This window comes from Sphingomonas abietis (genome assembly GCF_027625475.1).
Classification (GTDB): domain Bacteria; phylum Pseudomonadota; class Alphaproteobacteria; order Sphingomonadales; family Sphingomonadaceae; genus Solisphingomonas; species Solisphingomonas abietis.
The window spans coordinates 4,117,869-4,138,592 of record NZ_CP115174.1; the positions used below are offsets into that span (position 1 = coordinate 4,117,869).

The following is a 20,724-nucleotide window of genomic DNA, read 5'->3' on the forward strand; positions in this document are numbered from 1 at the left end:
CGGCAGGATCAGCCGGTTCGGCCCAGTTCCCGGCCGAGTTCGATGAAGCGTTCGAGATGATGATCCTCGTCGCCCAGCTGATGCCCGATCAGCGTCAGCCGCTTGGCGTAATGGGAGAGCGGCAATTCCCATGTCATGCCGATGCCACCGTGCAACTGGATCGCCTCTTCGGCGGCCAAGGTGCCGATCCGGCCGATCGTGTATTTGGCGGCCGAGACGGCGCGCTCACGCGCCAGCCTGTCGCCATCGAGCGCCGCCGCTGCGTTGATCGCGGAGGATCGCGCCTGCTCGATCTCCAGCGCGACCGTCGCCATGCGATGCTGGAGCGCCTGGAACTTGCCGATCGGGATGCCGAATTGCTGGCGGGTCCGCAGATAGTCGATCGTCTGGGCCTTCAGCACGTCCATGATCGCGACCGCTTCCCATGCGAGCGCGACGATCCCGGCCGCCACCGCCGCTTCGATCACCGCATAGGCGGTGCCCTCGGCCCCCACGATCCGCGCGGGCGTATCGTCCAGGCTCAATTCGCCGCCGCGGCCGCCGTCGATCATCGGATAGCCGCGCACATCGAGGCCGGGTGCCCCCTTCTCCACCACGAACAGCGAAATCCCGGCCTCCTCGCCCGGTTCGCCGCTGGTGCGGGCGGAGACGAGGATATGGCTCGCGGCTTCCAGTTGCGGCACGACGGACTTGGCGCCGCTCAGCGTCCAGCCTGCGGCCGTAGGGGTCGCGGCTGTTCGGATGTCCGCCAGTTCGTAGCGCCCCTGCGGCTCGCCATGGGCGAAGGCGAACACCGCGCCGCCGCCGATCGCCTGCTCCACCAGATCGGTCTCGCCGGCCCCGGCCAGCACCCGCCCGGCCATCAGCGTGCCGAGGAACGGCTCTACGACCAGCGCCGCGCCGAGTTGCTCGAAGACGATGGCGATGTCGAAGCCGCCGCCGCCAAAGCCCCCCGCCGCCTCGCCGAACAGCGCACCGACGATGCCGAGTTCCGCCATCGCCCGCCATTGCTCCGCCGACCAGCCGGCCTCCGAGGTGGCGATGCGGGTACGGACGTCGAAGGCATAGCGATCGGCGAGATAGCGGCCGAGCGTATCGGCCAGCATCCGGCGATCGTCATCATGATGGAAGTCCATGTCTCAGAGCCCCAGCGTCGCTTTGGTGATGATCTCGCGCTGCACCTCGTTGGAGCCGCCGAAGATCGACAATTTGCGGTTGTTGAAATAATCGCTGGCGATGCCGGCCGCATAATCCGGCCCGATCGGTTCGCCGTTGAACCCCTCGTCCAGCGCTTCGGAGACAAAGGGCTGGGCGAACGGCCCGATCGCCCGCCGCGCCAGGTTCGTGATCTCCTGCCGGATCTCAGTGCCGCGGATCTTGAGCATCGCGCTTTCCGCCAGCGGCGCCGCACCGCCGCCCGATGCCATGAGCACGCGCGCATTGGTCGTCCGCATATTCTCGAGTTCGATCTCGATCTTCGCGAGCCGCGCGGCGAAATAGGGATCCTCCGCCAGCGGGCGACCGCGCTTCTGCTCCGTCGCGGCGATATGCTGGAGCCAGGCGAACGCGGCCAGCGAGGCGCCGACGCCGGCAATGCCGGTGCGTTCATAGCTCAGCAGATATTTGGCATAGGTCCAGCCCTTATTCTCCTCGCCGACGAGGTTGCCGACCGGCACGCGGACATCGGTGAAGAACACCTCGTTCACCTCATGCTCGCCATCGAGCAGGATGATCGGGCGGACCTCCACGCCGGGCGTTGTCATGTCGATCAGCAGGAAGGAGATGCCCTCCTGCTTCTTCACGGTGGGATCGGTGCGGACCAGGCAGAAGATCCAGTCGGCATATTGACCGAGCGTGGTCCATGTCTTCTGGCCGTTGACGACATAATGATCGCCGTCGCGCACCGCGCTGGTCCGCAGGCTGGCGAGATCGGAGCCCGCCCCCGGCTCCGAATAGCCCTGGCACCACCAGTCCGTGCCATCGAGGATGCGCGGCAGGAAATGCCGCTTCTGTTCGTCGCTGCCGAACTTGATCAGCACCGGCGCCAGCATCGACAGGCCGAACGGGATGATGCGCGGCGCATAGGCCAGCCCGGTCTCGGTATCGAAGATGTTGTGCTGCACCGGCGTCCAGCCCGGGCCGCCCCATTCGACCGGCCAGTGATTGCCGAGCCAGCCGCGCGCGTTGAGGATGGCGTGCCATTCCTCCAGATCGGCTTTGTCGAGGCGGTGGTTCAGGCGCACCTTGTCGGCAAGGCGTTGCGGCAGCCTCTCCTTCAGGAAAGCGCGCACCTCGTCGCGAAACGCGATCTCGTCGGGACCATATGCCAGATCCATCAGCCATCCTCTCGCTTATCTTATGCCCGTCGCCGGGTTGTCGCGGAGCGTATCAAGCTGCGGAGGCGACGGAAACAGCTTTATCGAAAATCCGGTATGGAATATCGCCATCGGCCCATCACCCGCCTAGAGTGACGCGATGACCCGCTTCACCTCCACCAACCCCGCCACCGGCGAAACCCTCTGGAGCGGCGAGGCGGCCGGGCCGGCGCAGGTCTCCGCGGCGCTGGCCGGCGCGCGCAAGGCCTTCGAATCCTGGTCGGTGACGCCGCTCAAGACGCGCATCGCCTCGGTGCGGGCGTACAAGGCGGCGCTGGAAGCGCATGGCGACGCGCTGGCCCGCGCCATCTCGCAGGAGACCGGCAAGCCGGCATGGGAAGGCCGGCAGGAAGCCGCCACGATGGTCGCCAAGATCGAAACATCGATCAGGGCGCAGGCCGATCGCGCCGGCGAGCGTGAGCAGGGCATGGCGTTCGGCCGCGCGATCCTGCGCCATCGCCCGCATGGCGTGATGGCGGTGCTGGGGCCGTATAACTTCCCCGGCCACCTGCCCAACGGCCATATCGTGCCGGCGCTGCTGGCCGGCGACACGGTGATCTTCAAGCCCTCCGAGGAAACCCCGCTGGTCGGTGACCTGATGGCGCGATGCTGGGCCGAGGCCGGCCTGCCGGATGGCGTCTTCACCCTGCTCCAGGGCGGACGCGATACCGGCGCGGCGTTGCTCGACGGCGAGATCGACGGGCTGCTGTTCACCGGATCGGCGGGCGCCGGCGCCCATTTCCGCCGCGCCTTCGTCGATCGGCCCGAGGTCATCCTCGCGCTCGAACTGGGCGGCAACAATCCGCTGATCGCGTGGGACGGCGATCCGGCAGCGATCGCCTCGATCGTGGTGCAATCCGCCTTCATTACCAGCGGCCAGCGCTGCTCCTGCGCGCGGCGGCTGATCGTGCCCGCGGGGCCGGATGGCGATCGCATCGTCGCCGCCCTTGTCGCGATGACCGATCGTCTGACCATCGGCGCGTGGGACGAGACGCCGGAGCCGACCTTCGGCCCGCTGATCTCGGCCGCCGCCGCCGGCAAGGCGCGCGCGGCCTTCGCCGCGCTGGTCGCCGGCGGTGCGACCATGATCCGTCCGTTCGAGCCGATCGCGGGCCGCTCCGATGCCTTCGTCACCCCCGCGATCCTCGACGTGACCGGCGTGGACGTGCCCGACGAGGAAATCTTCGCGCCGATCCTCCAGCTGATCCGCGTGCCCGATTTCGATGCCGCGATCCGCGCCGCCAACGCCACCGCCTTCGGCCTCTCGGGCGGTTTGATCTCGGCCGACGCAACGCTGTGGCGCCGCTACGCCGACAAAGCGCGCGCCGGGGTGCTCAACTGGAACCGGCCGACCACCGGGGCGGCGGGCACCATGCCCTTCGGCGGGCTCGGCGCATCGGGCAATCATCGGCCGAGCGCTTATTATGCCGCCGATTACTGCGCCTATCCGGTCGCCAGTTTCGAAGCGCCCGGGGTGATCGACCTCTCTGCCGAGATCAAAGGCCTCAAAAGCCCGTCGGCATAGCTACGCAGCGCCAGCGCCACCTGGCCATATGTCGGGGTTATAACGAGAAACCCAGCCGTTCGATTCTTGCCGAAATGGCGCCAGGGCCGATAGCACAAGGGGAAATGCTCATTGGCTGCCAGGCCCTCCCATAATTTCGCGCAAAGCCGCCCATGACGAAGGTCGCCAGCGCCTCTCCGGCGGGGCCAGCCGCCACAGCTTGACGTTCCTACGACGGAATTATACTCAGACAAAATAACATGACATCCTGGGGCAGCCGGGGGCGTTGTCCGATTGAGAGAGGAATGACTATGGCTGGTCCGGTCGCTTCGGCCCCTTACTCCCCGAACGGCGGCTCCGGCCCGGTCGGCCTCGATTATCGGCCGGCGCTCACCTTGCTGACCAGCCTGTTCTTCATGGTCGGCTTCATCACCGTGCTGAACGATGTGCTCGTGCCCCACCTGAAGGCGGTGTTCGACCTTGATTATACCCGCTCGATGCTGATCCAGTTCGTCTGGTATTTCGCCTATTTCGTGGTCTCGCTGCCCTCCGCCAAATTCCTGGAGAAATGGGGATATAAGCGCTCGATGGTGGTCGGCCTGCTGGTCATGGCGGCCGGCGCGCTCAGCCTCATGCCCTCCTCGCAACTGGTGTCCTTCCCGCTGTTCCTCACCTCGCTGTTCGTGCTGGGATCGGGCGTGACGCTGCTCCAGGTCGCGGCGAACCCCTATGTCGCGGTGATCGGCCCGCCGAACACCGCGCCTGCCCGCCTCAATCTCGTCCAGGCGTTCAATTCCGTCGGCACGATGATCGCGCCGGTGTTCGGCAGCATGTTGATCCTCGGCCGCTCGACCTCGGGCAATAGCGCAGGAGGGGCGGCGACGCTGACTCAGGCCCAACGCCTGGCGGATGCCCAGTCGGTACAGGCGCCCTATGTCGGTATCGTGCTGGTGCTGGTGTTGCTGGCGGTGATCATCGGCCGCTTCAAGCTGCCGGCGCTCGGCGCCGCCAGCCAGCGCGCGAGCAAGGAGGCCCGGCGCGGCCACTCGCTGTGGCGCCACCGCAATCTCGTGTTCGGCGTGCCGGCGATCTTCATCTACATGATCGCCGAGATCGGCGTCGGCAGTCTGCTGATCAGCTTCATCTCCCGCCCCGAAATCGGCAACCTCACCTCCAAGCAGGCGGGGTTCTACCTGACGCTGCTGTGGGGCGGCATGATGGTCGGCCGGTTCATCGGCAGCGCGCTGATGCGGCGGATCGAGGCGGAGACGATCCTGGCGATCGTCAGCATTGGCGCGTTCGTGCTGGTGATGATGGCGGTGTTCACCACCGGGCACCTCGCTTTGTGGTCGCTGGTGCTGGTGGGCCTGTTCCACTCGATCATGTTCCCGACCATCTTCACGCTCGGCATCCGGGGGCTCGGCCCCTTGACCGAGGAGGGATCGGGCCTGCTGATCATGGCGATCGCCGGTGGTGCGCTGGCCACCGGCCAGGGCTGGATCGCCGATCATTACGGCCTGCAAATCTCCTTCCTGGTTCCCGCCGCCTGCGAGGCCTACACCCTGTTCTACGCGCTGTGGGGCTGCAAGCCGGGCAAGGCCGCCAACGCGGCGACCGCACCAGCGGCGGGCTGACAAGCCGATCACGGGATCGCCCAGCCATCCGTGGCGGGCGCCCCGTCACCACCGGAACCGAATCGTCATTTCGATCGACCTGCCGCCGCCGGGCCGGCGAGCGCCGATCCGCCGTCATCGTCATCAGAAGCTGGACAGAAAGCCGCCAGGCGACGCCCGTTTCGGGCGGATTCAGCGGATATTGGCGGAGACGGAGAGATTCGAACTCTCGGTACGGTCTCCCGTACGACGCTTTAGCAAAGCGTTGGTTTCAGCCACTCACCCACGTCTCCGGAGCTGGCGCAAGGGGGCCTATAGCGAGCGTTTTCGAGGGATACAACTGGCTGTCGCGCGGCAAAGCGTGCCGCCGTCGAGTCGTGCCGTCCATCGGGCCGGTGACGTTCATTGCACGGCAAGGCACTTCGCGGTTAACCAGAGCCCCAGTTATCGGGGGAGCAGAGTATTTCCATGACCAGCACCGTTCGCCGGATCGCATCCGCCGCCTGCATTGCCGCGCTTGCCGGCCTGGCCGCGCAGCCGGTCGGCGCCCAGATCCGCACGGTCGATCCCTCCTCGTCCGCAGCCCATTCGGATCTCGCCCCCGCCGGCAGCGGCCAGCCCGAGACCAGCGGCCAACCCGATACCGCCAGCGCTCCCAGCGCGCCCCCGCCCGAGAGCGACGACAATGCCCCGCCACCGCCGGCGGGCTCCGCGCCGGATCGCTACACGCCGCCTGCCACCAACGCTTCGCGTGCGCCGTCCGAGCAGACCTATCAGGAGCATGACGTCCTCGATGCCGCGGAGGGCGTGTTCGGCCGCGGCGCCGAGGGCCTCGCCAAGATGATCGAGCATGTGCTCAAGGATCAGGGCCAGCCCACCGCCTACATCGCCGGGCGCGAGGCCAGCGGCGCCTTCGCGATCGGCCTGAAATACGGCTCGGGCGTGCTCCATCACAAGATCGAGGGTGACCGGCCGGTCTATTGGACCGGGCCGACGCTGGGCTTCGATATCGGCGGCAACGCCTCCAAGGAATTCATCCTCGTCTACAATCTCTACGACAGCCAGGATCTCTACCACCGCTTCCCGGCGGCCGAAGGCACCGCCTATTTCATCGGCGGCTTCACCGCGAGCTATCTGCGGCGCGGCGACATCGTGCTGATCCCGATCCGGCTGGGTGTCGGCTGGCGACTGGGCGCCAATGTCGGCTACATGAAGTTCACTCCGCAATCGAAGATCATGCCGTTCTGATCGGCTGTCCCGACGCGGCACAGCATGGCGCGATGGCCGCCGCCGCCGTGTCCGGCGGGGTTCAGCGCCCGTTCAAACGCATGATATAGAATGACATCTCAAGAGGCGGCGCTGCCGCCCGAGGAGATGTAGGATGATTGAGGATCGGAAATCGGGGCGCTGGCGCCGTCTGGCCCCGGCACTTGCCCTGGCCGGTGCCTTCGCGCTCGGCGGCTGCGTCGATGACGGTTATGGCTATGGCGGCGGCTATGGTTATACCGGTGGCGGCTATTACGGTTCGCCTTATTATGACGACGGCTATTATGGCGATGGCGGCTGGCCGGGCGGCTATGGCTGGTCCGGCGACTATTATTATCCCGGCAGCGGCGGGTTCGTCTACGATCGCGGCGGCCATCGGCATCACTGGAATGGCGGCGGCCATGGCCAGCCGGGTGGCTGGAACGGTGGCCATGGCGGCTGGAACGGCCATGGCGGCCACGGCCAGCCAGGCAATCCCGGTGGCGGCCCCGGCGGCTGGCATGGCGGCCGTGGCCCGTCGGGCGGCAATCATGGCGGCTGGCAGCCCCGCGCGGGCGGCGGTCGCTCGGGGCCGCACGGCGGATTTGGCGGCCATGGCGGCCCGCCCCCGTCCGGTGGCGGCGGCGGCCATCATCATTGATCAATCCTGCGCCGGTGGCCGCCGGCGCCGGTCATGATACCCTTTTGTGCTGGCTCAGGGCCGTGCGGGTTCAGGGCCGTGCAGGTTCAGGGCGCGCGACGGGTCGGCACCGGGGCATTGCACAGATCGATGGCGCCGGCCGGATGGACGAAAAAGGCATCGTGCCGGTTCGCCCGCGCCGCGACATAGGCGGCGAATGCCGGTGATTCGCTCCGCATCACTTGATATCGGGGGCGATCGGCGATCGGCATATCCGATGCCAGCTGCACCCGGCTGATCGTCAGGTCCATCTTGGGATCGGTGTAGAAGCCCAGATCGCCGGTGCCGCGCGGCAAGGCCGTCAATCCCTCGATGCCATCGACGATACGGCCGACGAGCGCGACATTGCGATCGAGATGGCGCGGCGCCTGCCCGATCACCGTATAGAGCTCCGCGCCATTGCCGGTATCCGGCGCCATGTCCCGACCGACGCCAAGCATCCCGTAGCAATGGGTCAGCCATGTCCGCCGGCCGTCGCTCGCCACCGGCCAGCCCTCCGCATGGCCGACCTGTGGCGCATACGCATCGCGATATCCGAGCGGGCGCACCGCCAGCCCCGCGGCAGGCCGATCATATTCCGCGTGCGGATGTGCGACGACACCCGCCGGCAGCGGCCTGCTCTCGCCGGTCGCGGCCCATTGCACGACATAATTGTCCTGCACCCGCACCACCGCGCTGCCATCGAACCAGTGGGCCCTCACCAGCGCCTTGATGTTGGCGACATGGACCGGCGCGAAACCCGGCGCGAGTTCCATCGCGACATGCCTGCCATTGGCGAGATCCATCACGAGCAGATTGTCCGGATCGACCGCGCGCCAGGCGGCGGCGGGCGCACGCGCCACGATTTCGGCCGGCGAGGCGGGCGTCGCGGGCGGCGACGCGGCGGCCAGCAGGACGGATGCGAGCAGCGGTGTGAGCAGATATCTGTGCATAGTTGCAGCCTGCCATAGCGCATCGGCTTGCGGAAGTGGCGCGATGCCGCTAGCAGCCCCTCCCACGGAGCGGTGGCCGAGTGGTCGAAGGCGCACGCCTGGAAAGTGTGTAGGGGTCCAAAGCTCCTCGAGGGTTCGAATCCCTCCCGCTCCGCCAGAACAGCGAACTTAGCAGTTCGCACGGGTTCACAAACCCTTGATTTCCGGGCTTTCGAGGCCCCATATCGACCCCGACGAGATCGCAGGCGTTCACACCCGTCCATGGTCTCGCATGGTAGATCCCATGGCATCGATCATGGATCGCATGGTATCGGGGAATCGCGATGCTGAACGACGCGAAGATCAAGGCGGCCAAGAAGACGGGCAAGCCCTACAAGCTCGGCGACGGCGAGCAGTTATATCTGCAGGTGACCGCCGAGGGCGCGCGCCACTGGCGGATGAATTATACCTACGGGAAGAACCCCAAGGGCAAGCCGGCGCAGAAGACGCTGAGCTTCGGCTCCTACCCGTCGATCACGCTGCTGATGGCTCGGGCGAAGCGCGACGAGGCCAAGGCCCTGCTCCGGGACGGCAGGGACCCGTCGGTCGAGCGGCGCGTCGCCAACCGCGCGCAGGCGGCGGCGAACGGCAACACCTTCGAGACGGTGGCTCGGCGGTGGCACACGCTCAAGACGCCTGGATGGAACGCCGTCCACGCGGCCGATGTGATCGCCAGCCTGGAGCGGGATGTCTTTCCTGAGGTGGGCGATCTGCCCATCACCGTCCTCAAGGCGCCGAAGATGCTCGAGGTGTTGCAGAAGGTGGAGGCCCGCGGCGCGATCGAGACCGCGCACCGCATCCGCCAGCGGGTGTCGGCCGTGTTCGTCTATGGCATCGCTGCCGGCCTGTGCGACGCAGACCCCGCCGCCAGCCTCGGCAAGGCGCTCAAGGAGGTGCCGAAGGCCAAGAAGCAACCGTCGATCGTCGACGGCGCGCGCGACCAGGTCGGGAGGCTCACGGCGATCCGCCAGCTGCTGATCGACTGCGAAGCCGAGCGCTGCCGGGCGGCGACCAAGCTGGCGCTGAGGCTGCTCGCCCTCACCGCGGTCCGGCCGGGCGAACTGGCCGGCGCGCGCTGGGCGGAGTTCTCCGGCCTCGATGGCCCTGCCCCGCTCTGGACGATCCCGGCCGAGCGGATGAAGGGCGATAAGGACCGGAAGTCCGAGGAGTATGGCGAGCACCTGGTGCCGCTCTCTCGGCAGGCGGTGGACGTCCTGCGCGTCCTGCGGCCGCTCACGGGCCATCTGGCGCTATGCTTCCCCGGCGAGCGCCACGTCCACCGGACGATCAGCGATGCCACGCTCAACCAGCTGCTGCGCCGCGCGGGCTACTATCAACGCCACGTCCCGCACGGCTTCCGGGCCGCGTTCAGCACCTATATGAACGACCGGCCCAAGGGGGAGCGCCACGAGGGTGACCGGGCGGTGATCGACCTCATGCTAGCGCATGTCCCCAAGGACAAGGTCGAGGGCGCCTACAATCGCGCCGGGTACATGGACCGCCGGCGCGAGCTGGCGCAGGAGTGGGCCGATCTGCTGCTCGATGGCTTCTGGCCGCCGGAGGTGCACTCAGATCAGCCGATTCGCTGGGCGGCAACGGGATCGGGAAGGCCATGACGGGCTAAAGAGTGAACGGCTGAGAACGTTTACGACCATTAAAACGAGGCGCCTAAGGCAACGAGACGTTGCAAACTTCGTTTACCTGTACCAGAGATAATGCACCGTGCGGGTGGAGCATGCTTCACCGACCCCGCCGCGCGAAGGAGGCCGACATGCCAAACGACATTCGCACTGATGCGAGCCTTTTGGCTCGACTCCGCGCGGCTGCAACCCATCCTCTCTCGTCCGCACAGCTTCACTCTCAGAGGATTTCGTTCATTTACGGCAATCTCTCTGACGAGAGCGCGGTCACGCGCGCTCAGGTCGAAAACGAACTTGCGCGTATCGAAGGCGACTCCGTAGCGGCCTGAACATGTTCGTATTCGAGCTTGCAGGCGAGAGCGAAGCGCATCCGGCTTACCAGGCGCTCGCAATCGGCAATCTCAACCGCCAATACGACTTTCTCCGCTCTCTCGTACAAACGTCGTTACTTCTCAAACGTGATCTACTGTCACTTGAGACGATTAAAGCATTGAATTATCACGCAATTTCTTGCCTGCATGCGCATGCCGGTGAGTTGCGACCGTGCGCGGTTCATGTTGGAACATATATGCCGCCAGAACACTTCCGGGTGCCGGCGCTAATGCAGATACTGATTGAAGACGTCAATAGGCGATGGCAGGATGCTGATCCAGTCTATCTTGCCGCGTGGGTATTGTGGCGCCTTAATTGGGTGCACCCCTTTATCAACGGCAACGGCCGGACGGCCCGGGTCGTATGCTACTATATTTTGTGTCTTCGGTTCGGCGCGTGGTTGCCGGGAACCGTGATTTTACCTGAATTGATCCGGCGTGACCGTGCAGACTATGTCGCCGCCCTTCAAGCAGCCGATGCATCGCTGAAATTTGGCTCCCTAGATCTAGCTCAGCTTCATGGATTGCTTGCCAAGCTTCTCGCTGAGCAACTCGGTACAACCATGGCAGCGTCGGCAGCTCCCCCACCACCGCCGCCCCCGACGCCCGCTCTGCCGCCGCCGCCGCCGCCGCCGATACCCTAATCCGAACGATCGGCGAGCACGCAAGCCTTCCACGCTCGAACCTCCGTCTCGCTCCAGCGTGTTGCTGCCCCACCGGGCTTGCACGGCTTCGGAAACCGACCTTCGCGAACGAGGCGATAGACCATCGTCTTGCCCAGGCCGACGATCTCCTTGACCCGCGGGAGGTCAATGAGGCGATCATCCTCGTCACTCATCGCCGTCCCCTTTCCGCCAGCCTCCGCAGGCGCGTTAGCTCGTCGGCGATCGTATGGATGGGCCAGCCGATCCAGATGCAGAGCATCACTGTGCAAAGGAACATCGTGCCGTCGGTCATTGCGGCGCATCTCGGAACGAGGCTCGGAGTCGGAGCCCTTCCTCGGTCGGCGTGATAATCTTCAATCGGCGATCCGAAGGATCCTGTCGGACTGTCGCAAGTCCCAGTAATCCAAAGGTGCGGGTCGCGCGGGTCACTGCCGGCTTGGCGAGACCGAGGGCCTTTCCGATAGCGCCTGTGCTGCCCACTTTAGTGTCATCACAGATCAAGCCCAGAATGGCGATCTGGCGGAGCGTCAGGTGCGATGCCATCGTGTCGAGGTGCTGCCGGGCCAAGGCTGCGAGATCGCTCATTGTTTCGCTCCAGTTTCAAGCGCCCGCACGATGGCGCGCAGCGCCGCCTCGTTTCGCCAGCCGTGAAGCAGCTTGCCTGCGGCCCGGCGCTCGGCCTTCACTTCCAGAAGCGCCTGCTTCAGTAACTTTCCCGCTTCGCGGTCCAGAGCGTTCATCGAGCATTGTCCCGGAACGATTTGCGCAGCCGTATGCCTGCCGCGGTCGGACTCATAATTCGCAAGCGACCATCGACGGGATCTTGCCGGGAAGTCGCCAAGCCGGCCTTTTCGAGCGCCCGCGTCGCGCGCGACACGACCGGCTTCCTGACGCCCAGCATCTTCGCGATATCACCGGTACTCCCCGGCGGCGTCTCATCACAGATGATACCCAACATGGCGATCTGGCGAAGCGTTAGGCTTGCCGCCTCGGTGGACGCGTGCCGTCGGGCCATGGCTGCGAGATCGTTCATTGCATTATCTCCGGGCGCTTGCTTCACCGTCTCATATCCTCTTCGTGAATAATAACCGCCAGCCGCCCCGGCATGGCGAGAATATGCCGCACCCATGCGCGCAGCAGCGCCGCCTGTTTCCGGCCGTTGACGTTGCCACGGCCTTCGCGCTCGTCCGCCTGGGCGGCCATGTCGGCAGCGATTCTGTCGCGCATCTGCTCGCTAGCCAGAAGCTCGGCCTGCCGCGTCATGCCGCCACCCTCTGCCCAAGGGAGACTGGGTCGCTCCCCGGCCGATAGTCACCGCACCACTGATGCTCCGTCATCGGCGGGAATATCTGCCACCCGCCACCGCTGGGAAGCAGCGCCGGACCCGAGGGTGCGTACCGACGGCACATGCCACCCGCCTTGGCGAAGGTCTCGTTGCCGGTAACCCCAGGCAGGAAGAACCGGCAGGATGCGCAGCTTTCCGGTTCTCGGCTCATGCCGCCACCTCGCTTTCGGCTACCAGCGGCCCGTCGCGTAGCTTCTGCGTGCCGCCGTCACCCTCGGGATACGAGGCCACCGGTCGCGCGTTGCGGCGCCCATGCAAGATGTTGAATCCGTTGACGACCATGTTCGTCTGCTCGCCCACTGGGACGAACTCGATCGAATGATCTTCTTCCATAACGAAGTGCTGGAAAGGCTCGCCGGGAAACGGATGAATCGCGCCGCCTGCGAGCGATACGTGGACCGCAATCGGGATGCGTTGATCGCACTGGCCAAACGACAGGCCAACGCTCGCCCGATCGGCCTCAACAAAATCATCGTGATCGACGGTTTGGTCGAGTGACCCGGCCACGATGGGCTCGGCCGCGCTCATGCTTCCCACTCCACCAAGCCCATGGCCTTCGCCTCGGCGAACACCTTGACGGCGGCTTCGTCGGTGCCGTCATTTGCCGCGACGCCGACGATCAGCAGCGCTTTCGCGAGGATGCCGTCGCGCGTTGTGGCGGAAACTTCGAGGATCTTGCTCTCAAGGGCGCGTCCGGCCGACGATAGCCGCCCGTCACGCTCGTCGTCGTCATTCGAGTAGCTGTTGTATTCAGACCAGACGGTATCCCGCTCGGCCAGCCAATCCATGTGCGGATCCGCCTGCGGTCTTCCGGCGAGGTGGCGAACGTCCGCGAGAAGCGCATCGAACCACTCGTCGGGGCCGAGATCGCGCCCTTTCATGAGATCGATCTTTGTTGCGAACGCTGCCACGTCGGGCGTCCGCACTTCGGTGAGCAGGTAATCCTGCGCCGCGAATGTGATGTCGCACAGGCGATCTGTCTCCGCGTCGGTGTCCTGATCGCCATCGAAGACCGCTCGCTTGGCCTGATAGTCGGCGAAGGCGTCGGCCCAGGTCGACGGAGCCATCTGGGCCAAAATGTCGATCATCGTATTCACAGACGCCCCCCGAGATAGGAGCCGAGCCGGCTCAGAAAATGAAACGACCAGCCGCCGAGTGCCGCGACGACCGCGAACGTGATGACCACCGGCCAGAAGTTCGCGCCGAGCCCCGGCAGGAAGAAGGCAACGAAGGCGCCGATCGCGCTGAGCAGCAGGAACGCCTCGCAGGTCAGACGACCGCTCTCGACCTGCATCGTCGGCGGGGTCGGCTCGGTAATCGCCGCATAGGCGCGCTTCCAACGGGTTTCCGCCTGCATGGTCGCTTCGTGCTGGGTCCGCAGCCTGTCGTGCGCCTCGCCAGCCTTCACCTGGCGGCTGAACTCCGTCACCGCGGCGGCATAGTTTTCCCATGCGATATCCGCCGCCTCTTCCTGAGGCGTCATCGGGCTATCGGTGAACATCAGGATTCCCCCGTTGTGTTGGTGCGGCCGATGGCGCGAGCGGCTTCCTTGGCCGCTTTCCACTCCAGCTCAGCTTCGCGGAAATCATCGAAATTTCGGTAGATCGCGTCTTCTCGCGGACACCAGATTTCGCCGGACGGCTGCTCGATCGCGACAGCCTCGAAATTGCCGTTGTTTGGTCCCCGCATCGTCACCGGGCGCATCTCGCCTGATGCGCGCACCTGCCAAACGATGACCGGCTCGCGGATGGTGTAGGGTTCGCAGCTATCGTGGTAATTACCCGTCTCGATCGTGCTATAGCCCGGAAGCGCCGGGATGATCGCGACGACGGCGTCGGTGACTTCGTTGGCGTAATGGCTGTCGAGAACTATTTCCCTGCCATCGCGTAGCGGGGCAACATGATAATAGCCGTTGCTATTCGCGTACTTTTTGCCGGGTCCGACCCTTACAATTTCACTGACGGCAAAGTCTGCCGAGTGGTCTCTGGTGGATACGAAGCGATTCATGCCCGTTTCTCCAAAATGATGATCCCGTCGCGCCGGCATCCAGCGAGGCGCACGAAGCGCTCGGCCCACGCGTCCATCCCGGGCAGCTTGCGGATGGTGAACCACGCGCGGGCGGCGTTCTCGGTTGCCAGCGCGCAGGGGCCATTCCGCGCGATTTCGCCGGACCAGACACCGCCCTCACGGAGCCGACCGTCCTGATCAATGAACAAGATGCCGCCCATGTGCAGGAACCGCTTGATGGTCAGGGCGAGCGCGCGAAGGTCACCTGACCGGGCTTCTCTTACGAAACCGTCCGTTTCGACCGCCGCCATGAGGTCTATCAGGAGGCCGTTGTCCTTGGCGTGCTGGACGAGAGTGGCGCTGTGCCGAAAGCGCTCGTTGAAGTCGCGATCCCAAGCGCCGATGATCAAGCTACGTCCCTGACGGTCATACTGGACAACGGCGCTCGTGCCGGCTCCGGCCATCAGCCTGCGCAGCAGGACGACGTACCGGTGGCGGTCGCCTCGCAGCGCATCGAGCCATGCGATCTGCTGCTCGATCGTCGCGATCTCGATCCCGATCTCGCCGAGCGTCGCGATGTCTTTGACGGGCGCGGTCATGCTGGCCTCTTTTGATAGAGGGCGTGATCGGCGCCTACGAAAGCTCGGTTCGCGCGCTTAGCCTCGTCTGCCGCGATGTTCGCCAAGCCCAAGATGTGCCGTATCTTGCTGCCGGACGCGTCCTTGGCATATTCTTCACCGGCAATGTCGCCGATGATGTCGAGGATGACTATCAGATTGGTGATAGCACCATCCAGCAACTCCGCGTTGGCGCCATAGGCCTCGGGCGGATCAAAAGCGTCGGCGGACGTCACGACTGCACCACCTTCGGCGTGCGGCCGACGATGATCATCAGATGGAGGCCGAACCAGTCGATGCTGAACTGCCAGCCGTCGCCGTCGATCTCGTCGCGGACGCTGGAAATGCCCGCAGGCCCCCACTGATACCAGGGCTCAACGGCGGCGATGAACCGCCGGAATATCGAAGTCTCTGTACTGGCCGGCATGGGCCTTCTCCTGCTTGAGACAAGCAAGATCACCCGGCGAACCACGTATGGCCGCTAGTATCAGACGTCGCTTACGCGCGCCGGATTTTCCTGCTCAACGGGTGCTTGGCGCTGGGCCGCTGCGTCCGATGAGCGAAATTAGACGCGGCAGATATGCCGTGTCAAGAACATATGCGGCTTCTATGCCGCAATTTCCGGCGGTCGTAAAAAGTCGGAATAGCGAACCACTCGGAACACCCGCTTAAGTCTAGAAATGGGAACCAAGAACGTGGCATTCGGTTGAAGCTGTGTAAGGGTAAGCGCGTCCTCTGTGCGCCAAAGAAGCCGGGCGAGCATGTAGACGACGCCTCCGGAATCCGTGCTGACGCCGATAACAACCTCGTCGCGGTTTTGAATTTTCGCGCCACTTTCCATCATAACGGGCGACCCTGCCGCAAACAGCGGGCTTAATGCGTTATCCGGGGCATAAAATCCGCTTAGTTCGCGGTCTTTGAGTAATGGAGGGTGAAAGAAAACGTCGATCGGGGCATCACCAAGTGTGAAAAGGCCGACGGAAAAAGACTTCCCGCTTTGGTCAAGGAATAACTCATGCCCGGCGGGGAGGGCCTCATGCACAATAACTGCGGGAAGCGGCCCTTCCGGCTCTATCTTGTGAAATTTCGATAGGCTATCGAATACTGCCTCAGGCAAATTGGCTCCGACAGGAGCGGCGTTTTTATATCCCTCCCAATCGTTCTTCGAGGTGTCCCCCGCAAGATATAGCGGGTCCGCCTGGAGAACGTTTGCCAGCTTTGCGAGCCTAGATAAGGAGGGCATGGCCCGGCGAGTACGAATGTAGCGTATCGCATCTGGACGCCCTGTCGCCATTAGTGACGCCTTGCGTTCTGAAAAACCGAGCGCGGCGAGGCGTTCCGCTATGCGCTCTATAATACGATCGATTTGGCTGTCGTTGCTCATGCGGCGTTTATGCCGCAATCGAGTTAACAAATCGTGCGGCTTTTATGCCGTTGCTTGATGCGGCCTTTATGCCTTATAAGTGCGGCATGCGATACGAAGACGCCTTGGTGCTAATTGGCCGCACCTACTCCGCAACCGTGGTCCGCCACGGGGGTCGGTCACTCTCCCGCGTGGCGACCATCTTGGTCAATCAAGGATGCTTTTTCCACCGCCTCGAAAGTGGCAAGACCTGTACGGCGCGCAACCTCGAACGTGTGGCTGCGCATTTTCGCGTACCGGCGAATTGGCCCAACGGGGTGATTCCGGATGTGGCCGTCGCCGCCTTGGCCCAGATCGGACGTCCAGCACTTCTGGCGGCCTGAACCATGGCCCGCATTCGCTCAGTCCAACCGCGTGCTGTTCGTGGTCGACGCAATCTCGCTGATCGATCAGACGGTGGAAGCCTTCTACGCGCAGGGCGTGTCCGACATCGGCGTGATTCAGGCGGACCATCCGATGACGGACTGGTCGAAACCGGTGCAGATTGCATCGGTTCAGACCCTGCGCAGCCGCGACAAGCTTCCGCCGGCCGAACTGGTGATTGTCGACGAGGCGCACTGTCAGGACGAGTGGCTGATCTCGGTCATGGCCGAGCATGATTGGGAGGATGTCCCCTTCATCGGCCTGAGCGCCACGCCGTGGTCCAAGGGGCTGGGCAACGTCTACGACGAGTTGATTACCCCGATCACCATGCAGGAGTTGATCGATCTAGGGCTCCTGTCGACCTTCCGTGTGTTTGCGGCGTCACATCCAGATTTGACCGGCGTGAAGTCCGTGGCGGGCGAGTTTCACCAGGGACAGCTATCGGACACCATGTCGGACGGCCAACTCGTCGCCGACGTCGTGGAAACCTACCTCCGGTTGGGCGATGCCCGTCCGGCATTTGCGTTCTGCGTCGATCGCGCCCATGCCAAAAAGCTTCAACAGCGGTTCGAGGTGGCTGGTGTAGGCTGCGGGTATATCGACGCCTACACACCGGTTCGCGAACGCAAGGCAATCAAGGCCTCACTCGATACCGGCGCCATCAGCGTCGTCTGCAATGTCGGATGCCTGACGAAGGGCGTCGATTGGGCAATCGGATGCGTGATCCTCGCGCGTCCGACCCGCTCCGAAATGCTCTACGTGCAAATGGTCGGGCGCGGCCTGCGGGTGAATGACGGCATCCCCGACTGCATCATCCTCGATCATGCCGACAACACGCTGCGCATGGGGTTCGTCACCGACATCCGAAAAGACGCGATGTGCACGGCCAAAAAGGGCGAGCGCAGCAAGTCGGAACGGGCTACTCCGCTCCCGAAAGAGTGCTCGAAGTGCCAGTATCTCAAACCGGCCAAGGTTGCCCTCTGCCCGGCGTGCGGCTTCAAGCCAGAGCGTCAGTCCGACGTGCAGGAGCAGGACGGCGAGCTGGTCGAGGTCAAGCGCGGCAAGGCTAAACCGAAAGCCTCCATGCACGACAAGCAGGCATGGCTGTCCGGCCTGAACTGGATCGCGCGAGAGCGTGGTTACCAGTCGGGCTGGGTGTCGAACGCCTTCCGCAAAAAATTCGAGACATGGCCTCCAAACCAACTTGATCGGTCGATGGTCAGGGAGCCGCTGCCTGAGGTCAGGAACTATGTCCGCGCGCAGATGATCCGCTACGCCAAGGGGCAGCGGGCATGACGAAGCTCTGTGACCTCGCCCGCAACAAGTGGCGTTCGCTGTTGCCCCATCTCGGCGTCAAGGCCGAATACCTGTCCAACAAGCATGGACCCTGCCCGATTTGCGGCGGCAAGGATCGCTTCCGGTTCGACGACAAGGACGGCGCTGGTACCTATTTCTGCAACGCATGCGGTGCCGGTGACGGCGTGAAACTGGCGATGGAGGTCACCGGCCGCACCTTCGCCGACGTCGCGCGCGAGATTCGTGAAACGTGCGGAGACATGCCGGCATCTGCACCGAAAAAGTCGATATCGGCGGACGAGGCGTTGAAACGGATGCGTCGGTTGTGGGATGGCGCTGTCGAGATCCGTCCTGGCGACGATGCGGCTCGCTACCTCGCCTCGCGTGGGGTCGCAGGCCCATTCTGCGGGGATCTCCGCCTGCATCCGGATTGCCCTGTGCAGGGCCCACCCGGCCCGATCGCGCTTGCCCGCGATGCTGGCACTGATCCGTGCGCCGAATGGCGACGTGACGTCGATCCACCGGACCTATCTCGAAAACGGCGCCAAGGCCGCCATGACTAATCCCCGCCGCGTGATGGCAGGCAGCATCGCCAAAGGGTCGGCGATCCGGATGATGCCGCATGATGGCGTGTTGGGCATTGCCGAGGGCATCGAGACTGCGTTCCGGGCAAGTCAGCGGTTCGGCATTCCGTGCTGGTCGGCCATGTTCGCAGATTACCTCGAGCAGTTCGAGTGGCCCGCTGGGCTGCGCGAACTGCACATCTTCGGCGACAACGATCTGAAGTTCCGGGGGCAGGCGGCGGCGTACCGGCTCGGCTATCGTGCCATGACCGCCAGGGCGCCGGTTCCGGCGTTCATCCATATCCCGGATGATCCCGGCACCGATTGGGCTGACGGCGTACCCGTCGCGCGCGCCGCGTGAGCGATTGGCGCCCCAACGTCGGCCGACGGGAAGACCCGCGCGATCCCGCGATCGTGGTCGACCTGCGCTTGCGATGCGGCTGGGAGGTTCATCATGTCAGTGCCGGCGACTTCAATTGGAAGGACCGCGGCACGGCTGGGGATATCGTGTTCGCGCGCAAAACCCACGGGCCATCCCAGTGCCCTGTTGTCGATTGGAGAGTGAAATGGCCGATCCCCGCAACGCTCGCGACATCACCGACGGCTTTGCCGACGACATCCTTGCCGGGCTGACATTCGAGCAGCTGAACGCCGTCGCGGTGCTACTGTCCCGCGCATCCGAGCGGTCATACCGGCGCGGGTTTCAGCGGGGCGAAAGCATTTCGCGCCGCCGGCCGGAAGACGTCCGCTTCGATCTGGAGCGGTGGCGGTACGGCCACTCCACGGACGACGCGCCCTTGGCGGACTCTCCGGTTATAGAAACCAGCTCGGAGCGATTGATAATCGAGAACAAGGGGCTCCGCCGCCTCGGGATCGACATTCCGTTCTGCGACGTGATCGTGCCGAGCGAGCGGCGCGATCCGACCTACGACCCGCGCGGCAAGCGGAAGGCGATCGATTGATGCGCGGTTCGCTGTCGGCCCTCCCGCTCACCATTCCGAGCTGCGCGGTAGCGACACCTCCGCAGGCCTACGGCGCTCAGATTCGTGTGAAGACGACCAGGGCAACTACGGTCAGCACCAAAACCCCTAGCGCGAAGGCCACAATGGCAATCACCAAACTCGGCTCGTCGTTCAGCTCTTCGGTTGTCACCGGCACCTCCCCCATTTTGTGGGCGGTCGATTACACGGGCGTGCGGGAACGCGAAACCGGGAATGTTACGGATGCGGGGAGCGAGTAGCGTGGGGAACGAGATGACCAAGCAATTGACCAAGAGCGAACGCCTCGTGGCCTCTACCCGCGGCGTCGCAGCCCGCCGCGGCAAAGGTGATCGCGCATACGGCAAGGTCGCTGATCGCGACATCGCAGCGCCCCCTGCCGAACAACGTGGAATGTTCAGCGAAAAGCCAATCGCTGTTCGCACCGAGAAGGGCCAGGTCGTCGGTCGCGCGTTCCGGCGACAGCCCTATTTCGTGACGCTGGCCAAGCTGCCTGCGGATCGCACTCAGCCGAAGGGGCGTCGTCTGATCAGCGCCGAGCAATTCAAGGCGATGCGGTTCTATCGGGCTGCATGGGAAGGGTCGCAGTCTTCGCAAATGCGATGCGCCCTCGATGTGTCAGTGCGAGGCATCGGTATGAGCCGTAACGATCGCGAGACGATTCCGCCGGGCTACTGGGAGGCACAGCGGCTCAAAGATTGTGAAAAGCCTTTTGGCGCGGCGCTGCGAGAGACGATGCGCGCGATCATCCTGCTCGACCAGAGCTTCGCCCAAGTGGCGATGATGCGGTGGGGAAGCCGCGACCGGCAGCGCATAATCACCGGCACCGGCAAGCAGAAGCCGCGCATCGTGAACGAGGTGGTGCCGATTTCAAAAAACCACAGCGAGATGGTGAAGCAGGAGTTTCTGGAAGGTCTCGATCATCTGGTGCGCGCGGCAGGCCGGCACTTCGCTATCGAATGATCTCGCTTGCATCCGGCGGCGACGTGTGACAAATAGCGAACGTCAGTCATTGCGCCCGCAGCCGG

26 protein-coding genes, 2 tRNA genes and 1 pseudogene are annotated in these 20,724 nt (G+C 64.5%); 12 read left to right on the forward strand and 17 right to left on the reverse strand.

The features are described 5' to 3' along the window. Positions 1 to 8: 8 nt before the first annotated feature. Both PBT88_RS19380 and PBT88_RS19385 read right to left on the reverse strand, forming a co-directional pair. Positions 9 to 1,136: an acyl-CoA dehydrogenase family protein gene (locus tag PBT88_RS19380; RefSeq protein ID WP_270076928.1), complete on the reverse strand. Its 1,128-nt coding sequence runs from the start codon at positions 1,134 to 1,136 to the stop codon at positions 9 to 11. 3 nt (positions 1,137 to 1,139) lie between these two features. Next, complete coding sequence (locus tag PBT88_RS19385) at positions 1,140 to 2,336, reverse strand: acyl-CoA dehydrogenase family protein (protein ID WP_270076929.1); 1,197 nt, start codon at positions 2,334 to 2,336, stop codon at positions 1,140 to 1,142. Between the two features lie 139 nt (positions 2,337 to 2,475). Between PBT88_RS19385 and astD the strand changes: the two genes are divergently transcribed. Continuing rightward, complete coding sequence (astD, locus tag PBT88_RS19390; protein WP_270076930.1) at positions 2,476 to 3,900, forward strand: succinylglutamate-semialdehyde dehydrogenase; 1,425 nt, start codon at positions 2,476 to 2,478, stop codon at positions 3,898 to 3,900. A 290-nt stretch (positions 3,901 to 4,190) separates the two neighbouring features. After that, complete coding sequence (locus PBT88_RS19395; RefSeq protein WP_270076931.1) at positions 4,191 to 5,513, forward strand: sugar MFS transporter; 1,323 nt, start codon at positions 4,191 to 4,193, stop codon at positions 5,511 to 5,513. Between the two features lie 182 nt (positions 5,514 to 5,695). Here the strand turns inward: PBT88_RS19395 and PBT88_RS19400 are convergent. Beyond that, positions 5,696 to 5,785: transfer RNA gene (locus PBT88_RS19400), tRNA-Ser, on the reverse strand. 175 nt (positions 5,786 to 5,960) lie between these two features. Here PBT88_RS19400 and PBT88_RS19405 point away from each other — a divergent pair. Together PBT88_RS19405 and PBT88_RS19410 are read left to right on the forward strand one after the other, a co-directional pair. Beyond that, positions 5,961 to 6,740 carry a DUF1134 domain-containing protein gene (locus tag PBT88_RS19405; RefSeq protein ID WP_270076932.1) on the forward strand — a complete coding sequence of 260 codons (780 nt, stop codon included), beginning with the start codon at positions 5,961 to 5,963 and terminating at the stop codon, positions 6,738 to 6,740. A gap of 133 nt (positions 6,741 to 6,873) precedes the next feature. Continuing rightward, a complete protein-coding gene (locus PBT88_RS19410; RefSeq protein WP_270076933.1) occupies positions 6,874 to 7,398 on the forward strand; it encodes a hypothetical protein in 525 nt (174 codons plus the stop codon). An 86-nt stretch (positions 7,399 to 7,484) separates the two neighbouring features. On the opposite strand, the gene PBT88_RS19415 is transcribed toward PBT88_RS19410, so the two are convergent. Then, on the reverse strand, positions 7,485 to 8,369 hold the full coding sequence (locus PBT88_RS19415; RefSeq protein WP_270076934.1) for a peptidylprolyl isomerase: 885 nt from the start codon (positions 8,367 to 8,369) through the stop codon (positions 7,485 to 7,487). A 66-nt stretch (positions 8,370 to 8,435) separates the two neighbouring features. Here PBT88_RS19415 and PBT88_RS19420 point away from each other — a divergent pair. From PBT88_RS19420 to PBT88_RS19430, 3 genes are all read left to right on the forward strand, one after another. After that, a tRNA-Ser gene (locus PBT88_RS19420) sits at positions 8,436 to 8,526 on the forward strand. A 166-nt stretch (positions 8,527 to 8,692) separates the two neighbouring features. Continuing rightward, positions 8,693 to 10,024 carry a tyrosine-type recombinase/integrase gene (locus PBT88_RS19425; RefSeq protein ID WP_270076935.1) on the forward strand — a complete coding sequence of 444 codons (1,332 nt, stop codon included), beginning with the start codon at positions 8,693 to 8,695 and terminating at the stop codon, positions 10,022 to 10,024. A 355-nt stretch (positions 10,025 to 10,379) separates the two neighbouring features. Then, the gene (locus PBT88_RS19430) at positions 10,380 to 11,063 is read left to right on the forward strand and encodes a Fic family protein (RefSeq protein WP_270076936.1); all 684 of its coding nucleotides are present in this window, start codon (positions 10,380 to 10,382) and stop codon (positions 11,061 to 11,063) included. On the opposite strand, the gene PBT88_RS19435 is transcribed toward PBT88_RS19430, so the two are convergent. The 13 genes from PBT88_RS19435 to PBT88_RS19495 all read right to left on the reverse strand — a co-directional run bounded on the left by PBT88_RS19435 (position 11,060) and on the right by PBT88_RS19495 (position 16,437). Continuing rightward, complete coding sequence (locus tag PBT88_RS19435) at positions 11,060 to 11,257, reverse strand: helix-turn-helix transcriptional regulator (protein ID WP_270076937.1); 198 nt, start codon at positions 11,255 to 11,257, stop codon at positions 11,060 to 11,062. The two genes, PBT88_RS19430 and PBT88_RS19435, sit on opposite strands and share 4 nt — an antisense overlap. Before the next feature lie 115 nt (positions 11,258 to 11,372). Continuing rightward, positions 11,373 to 11,669: a helix-turn-helix domain-containing protein gene (locus tag PBT88_RS19440; protein ID WP_270076938.1), complete on the reverse strand. Its 297-nt coding sequence runs from the start codon at positions 11,667 to 11,669 to the stop codon at positions 11,373 to 11,375. Further along, positions 11,666 to 11,824: a hypothetical protein gene (locus tag PBT88_RS19445; RefSeq protein WP_270076939.1), complete on the reverse strand. Its 159-nt coding sequence runs from the start codon at positions 11,822 to 11,824 to the stop codon at positions 11,666 to 11,668. The genes PBT88_RS19440 and PBT88_RS19445 overlap by 4 nt, the downstream gene beginning before the upstream one ends. After that, positions 11,821 to 12,117, reverse strand: coding sequence for a MarR family transcriptional regulator (locus PBT88_RS19450; protein ID WP_270076940.1), 297 nt, complete (start codon positions 12,115 to 12,117; stop codon positions 11,821 to 11,823). Before PBT88_RS19450 ends, PBT88_RS19445 begins: the two co-directional genes overlap by 4 nt. 23 nt (positions 12,118 to 12,140) lie before the next feature. Next, positions 12,141 to 12,347 carry a hypothetical protein gene (locus tag PBT88_RS19455; protein ID WP_270076941.1) on the reverse strand — a complete coding sequence of 69 codons (207 nt, stop codon included), beginning with the start codon at positions 12,345 to 12,347 and terminating at the stop codon, positions 12,141 to 12,143. 229 nt (positions 12,348 to 12,576) lie between these two features. Beyond that, the gene (locus PBT88_RS19460; RefSeq protein WP_270076942.1) at positions 12,577 to 12,957 is read right to left on the reverse strand and encodes a hypothetical protein; all 381 of its coding nucleotides are present in this window, start codon (positions 12,955 to 12,957) and stop codon (positions 12,577 to 12,579) included. Continuing rightward, a complete protein-coding gene (locus PBT88_RS19465) occupies positions 12,954 to 13,517 on the reverse strand; it encodes a hypothetical protein (protein ID WP_270076943.1) in 564 nt (187 codons plus the stop codon). The genes PBT88_RS19460 and PBT88_RS19465 overlap by 4 nt, the downstream gene beginning before the upstream one ends. A 5-nt stretch (positions 13,518 to 13,522) precedes the next feature. Beyond that, a complete protein-coding gene (locus PBT88_RS19470) occupies positions 13,523 to 13,930 on the reverse strand; it encodes a hypothetical protein (RefSeq protein WP_270076944.1) in 408 nt (135 codons plus the stop codon). Continuing rightward, entirely contained in the window at positions 13,930 to 14,436 is a 507-nt protein-coding gene (locus tag PBT88_RS19475) for a hypothetical protein (protein ID WP_270076945.1), read from the reverse strand. Before PBT88_RS19475 ends, PBT88_RS19470 begins: the two co-directional genes overlap by 1 nt. Beyond that, positions 14,433 to 15,035 (reverse strand): hypothetical protein, encoded by a 603-nt coding sequence (locus PBT88_RS19480; protein ID WP_270076946.1) that lies wholly within the window; start codon positions 15,033 to 15,035, stop codon positions 14,433 to 14,435. Before PBT88_RS19480 ends, PBT88_RS19475 begins: the two co-directional genes overlap by 4 nt. After that, positions 15,032 to 15,289 carry a hypothetical protein gene (locus PBT88_RS19485; protein ID WP_270076947.1) on the reverse strand — a complete coding sequence of 86 codons (258 nt, stop codon included), beginning with the start codon at positions 15,287 to 15,289 and terminating at the stop codon, positions 15,032 to 15,034. Before PBT88_RS19485 ends, PBT88_RS19480 begins: the two co-directional genes overlap by 4 nt. Further along, complete coding sequence (locus PBT88_RS19490; protein ID WP_270076948.1) at positions 15,286 to 15,480, reverse strand: hypothetical protein; 195 nt, start codon at positions 15,478 to 15,480, stop codon at positions 15,286 to 15,288. The genes PBT88_RS19485 and PBT88_RS19490 overlap by 4 nt, the downstream gene beginning before the upstream one ends. 180 nt (positions 15,481 to 15,660) lie before the next feature. Next, a complete protein-coding gene (locus tag PBT88_RS19495; protein ID WP_270076949.1) occupies positions 15,661 to 16,437 on the reverse strand; it encodes a helix-turn-helix domain-containing protein in 777 nt (258 codons plus the stop codon). A gap of 44 nt (positions 16,438 to 16,481) precedes the next feature. On the opposite strand from PBT88_RS19495, the gene PBT88_RS19500 reads away from it, so the two are divergent. The 5 genes and pseudogenes from PBT88_RS19500 (at position 16,482) to PBT88_RS19525 (ending at position 20,659) form a co-directional block, all read left to right on the forward strand. After that, positions 16,482 to 16,799 (forward strand): hypothetical protein, encoded by a 318-nt coding sequence (locus tag PBT88_RS19500; RefSeq protein ID WP_270076950.1) that lies wholly within the window; start codon positions 16,482 to 16,484, stop codon positions 16,797 to 16,799. A gap of 31 nt (positions 16,800 to 16,830) precedes the next feature. Continuing rightward, complete coding sequence (locus tag PBT88_RS19505) at positions 16,831 to 18,135, forward strand: DEAD/DEAH box helicase (RefSeq protein WP_270076951.1); 1,305 nt, start codon at positions 16,831 to 16,833, stop codon at positions 18,133 to 18,135. 84 nt (positions 18,136 to 18,219) lie between these two features. Then, positions 18,220 to 19,056, forward strand: a pseudogene (locus PBT88_RS21300) (primase-helicase zinc-binding domain-containing protein); the annotation flags it as partial. A 208-nt stretch (positions 19,057 to 19,264) separates the two neighbouring features. Then, on the forward strand, positions 19,265 to 19,660 hold the full coding sequence (locus PBT88_RS19520; protein ID WP_270076954.1) for a hypothetical protein: 396 nt from the start codon (positions 19,265 to 19,267) through the stop codon (positions 19,658 to 19,660). 291 nt (positions 19,661 to 19,951) lie between these two features. Continuing rightward, entirely contained in the window at positions 19,952 to 20,659 is a 708-nt protein-coding gene (locus PBT88_RS19525) for a hypothetical protein (RefSeq protein ID WP_270076955.1), read from the forward strand. The last annotated feature ends 65 nt before the right edge of the window (positions 20,660 to 20,724 follow it).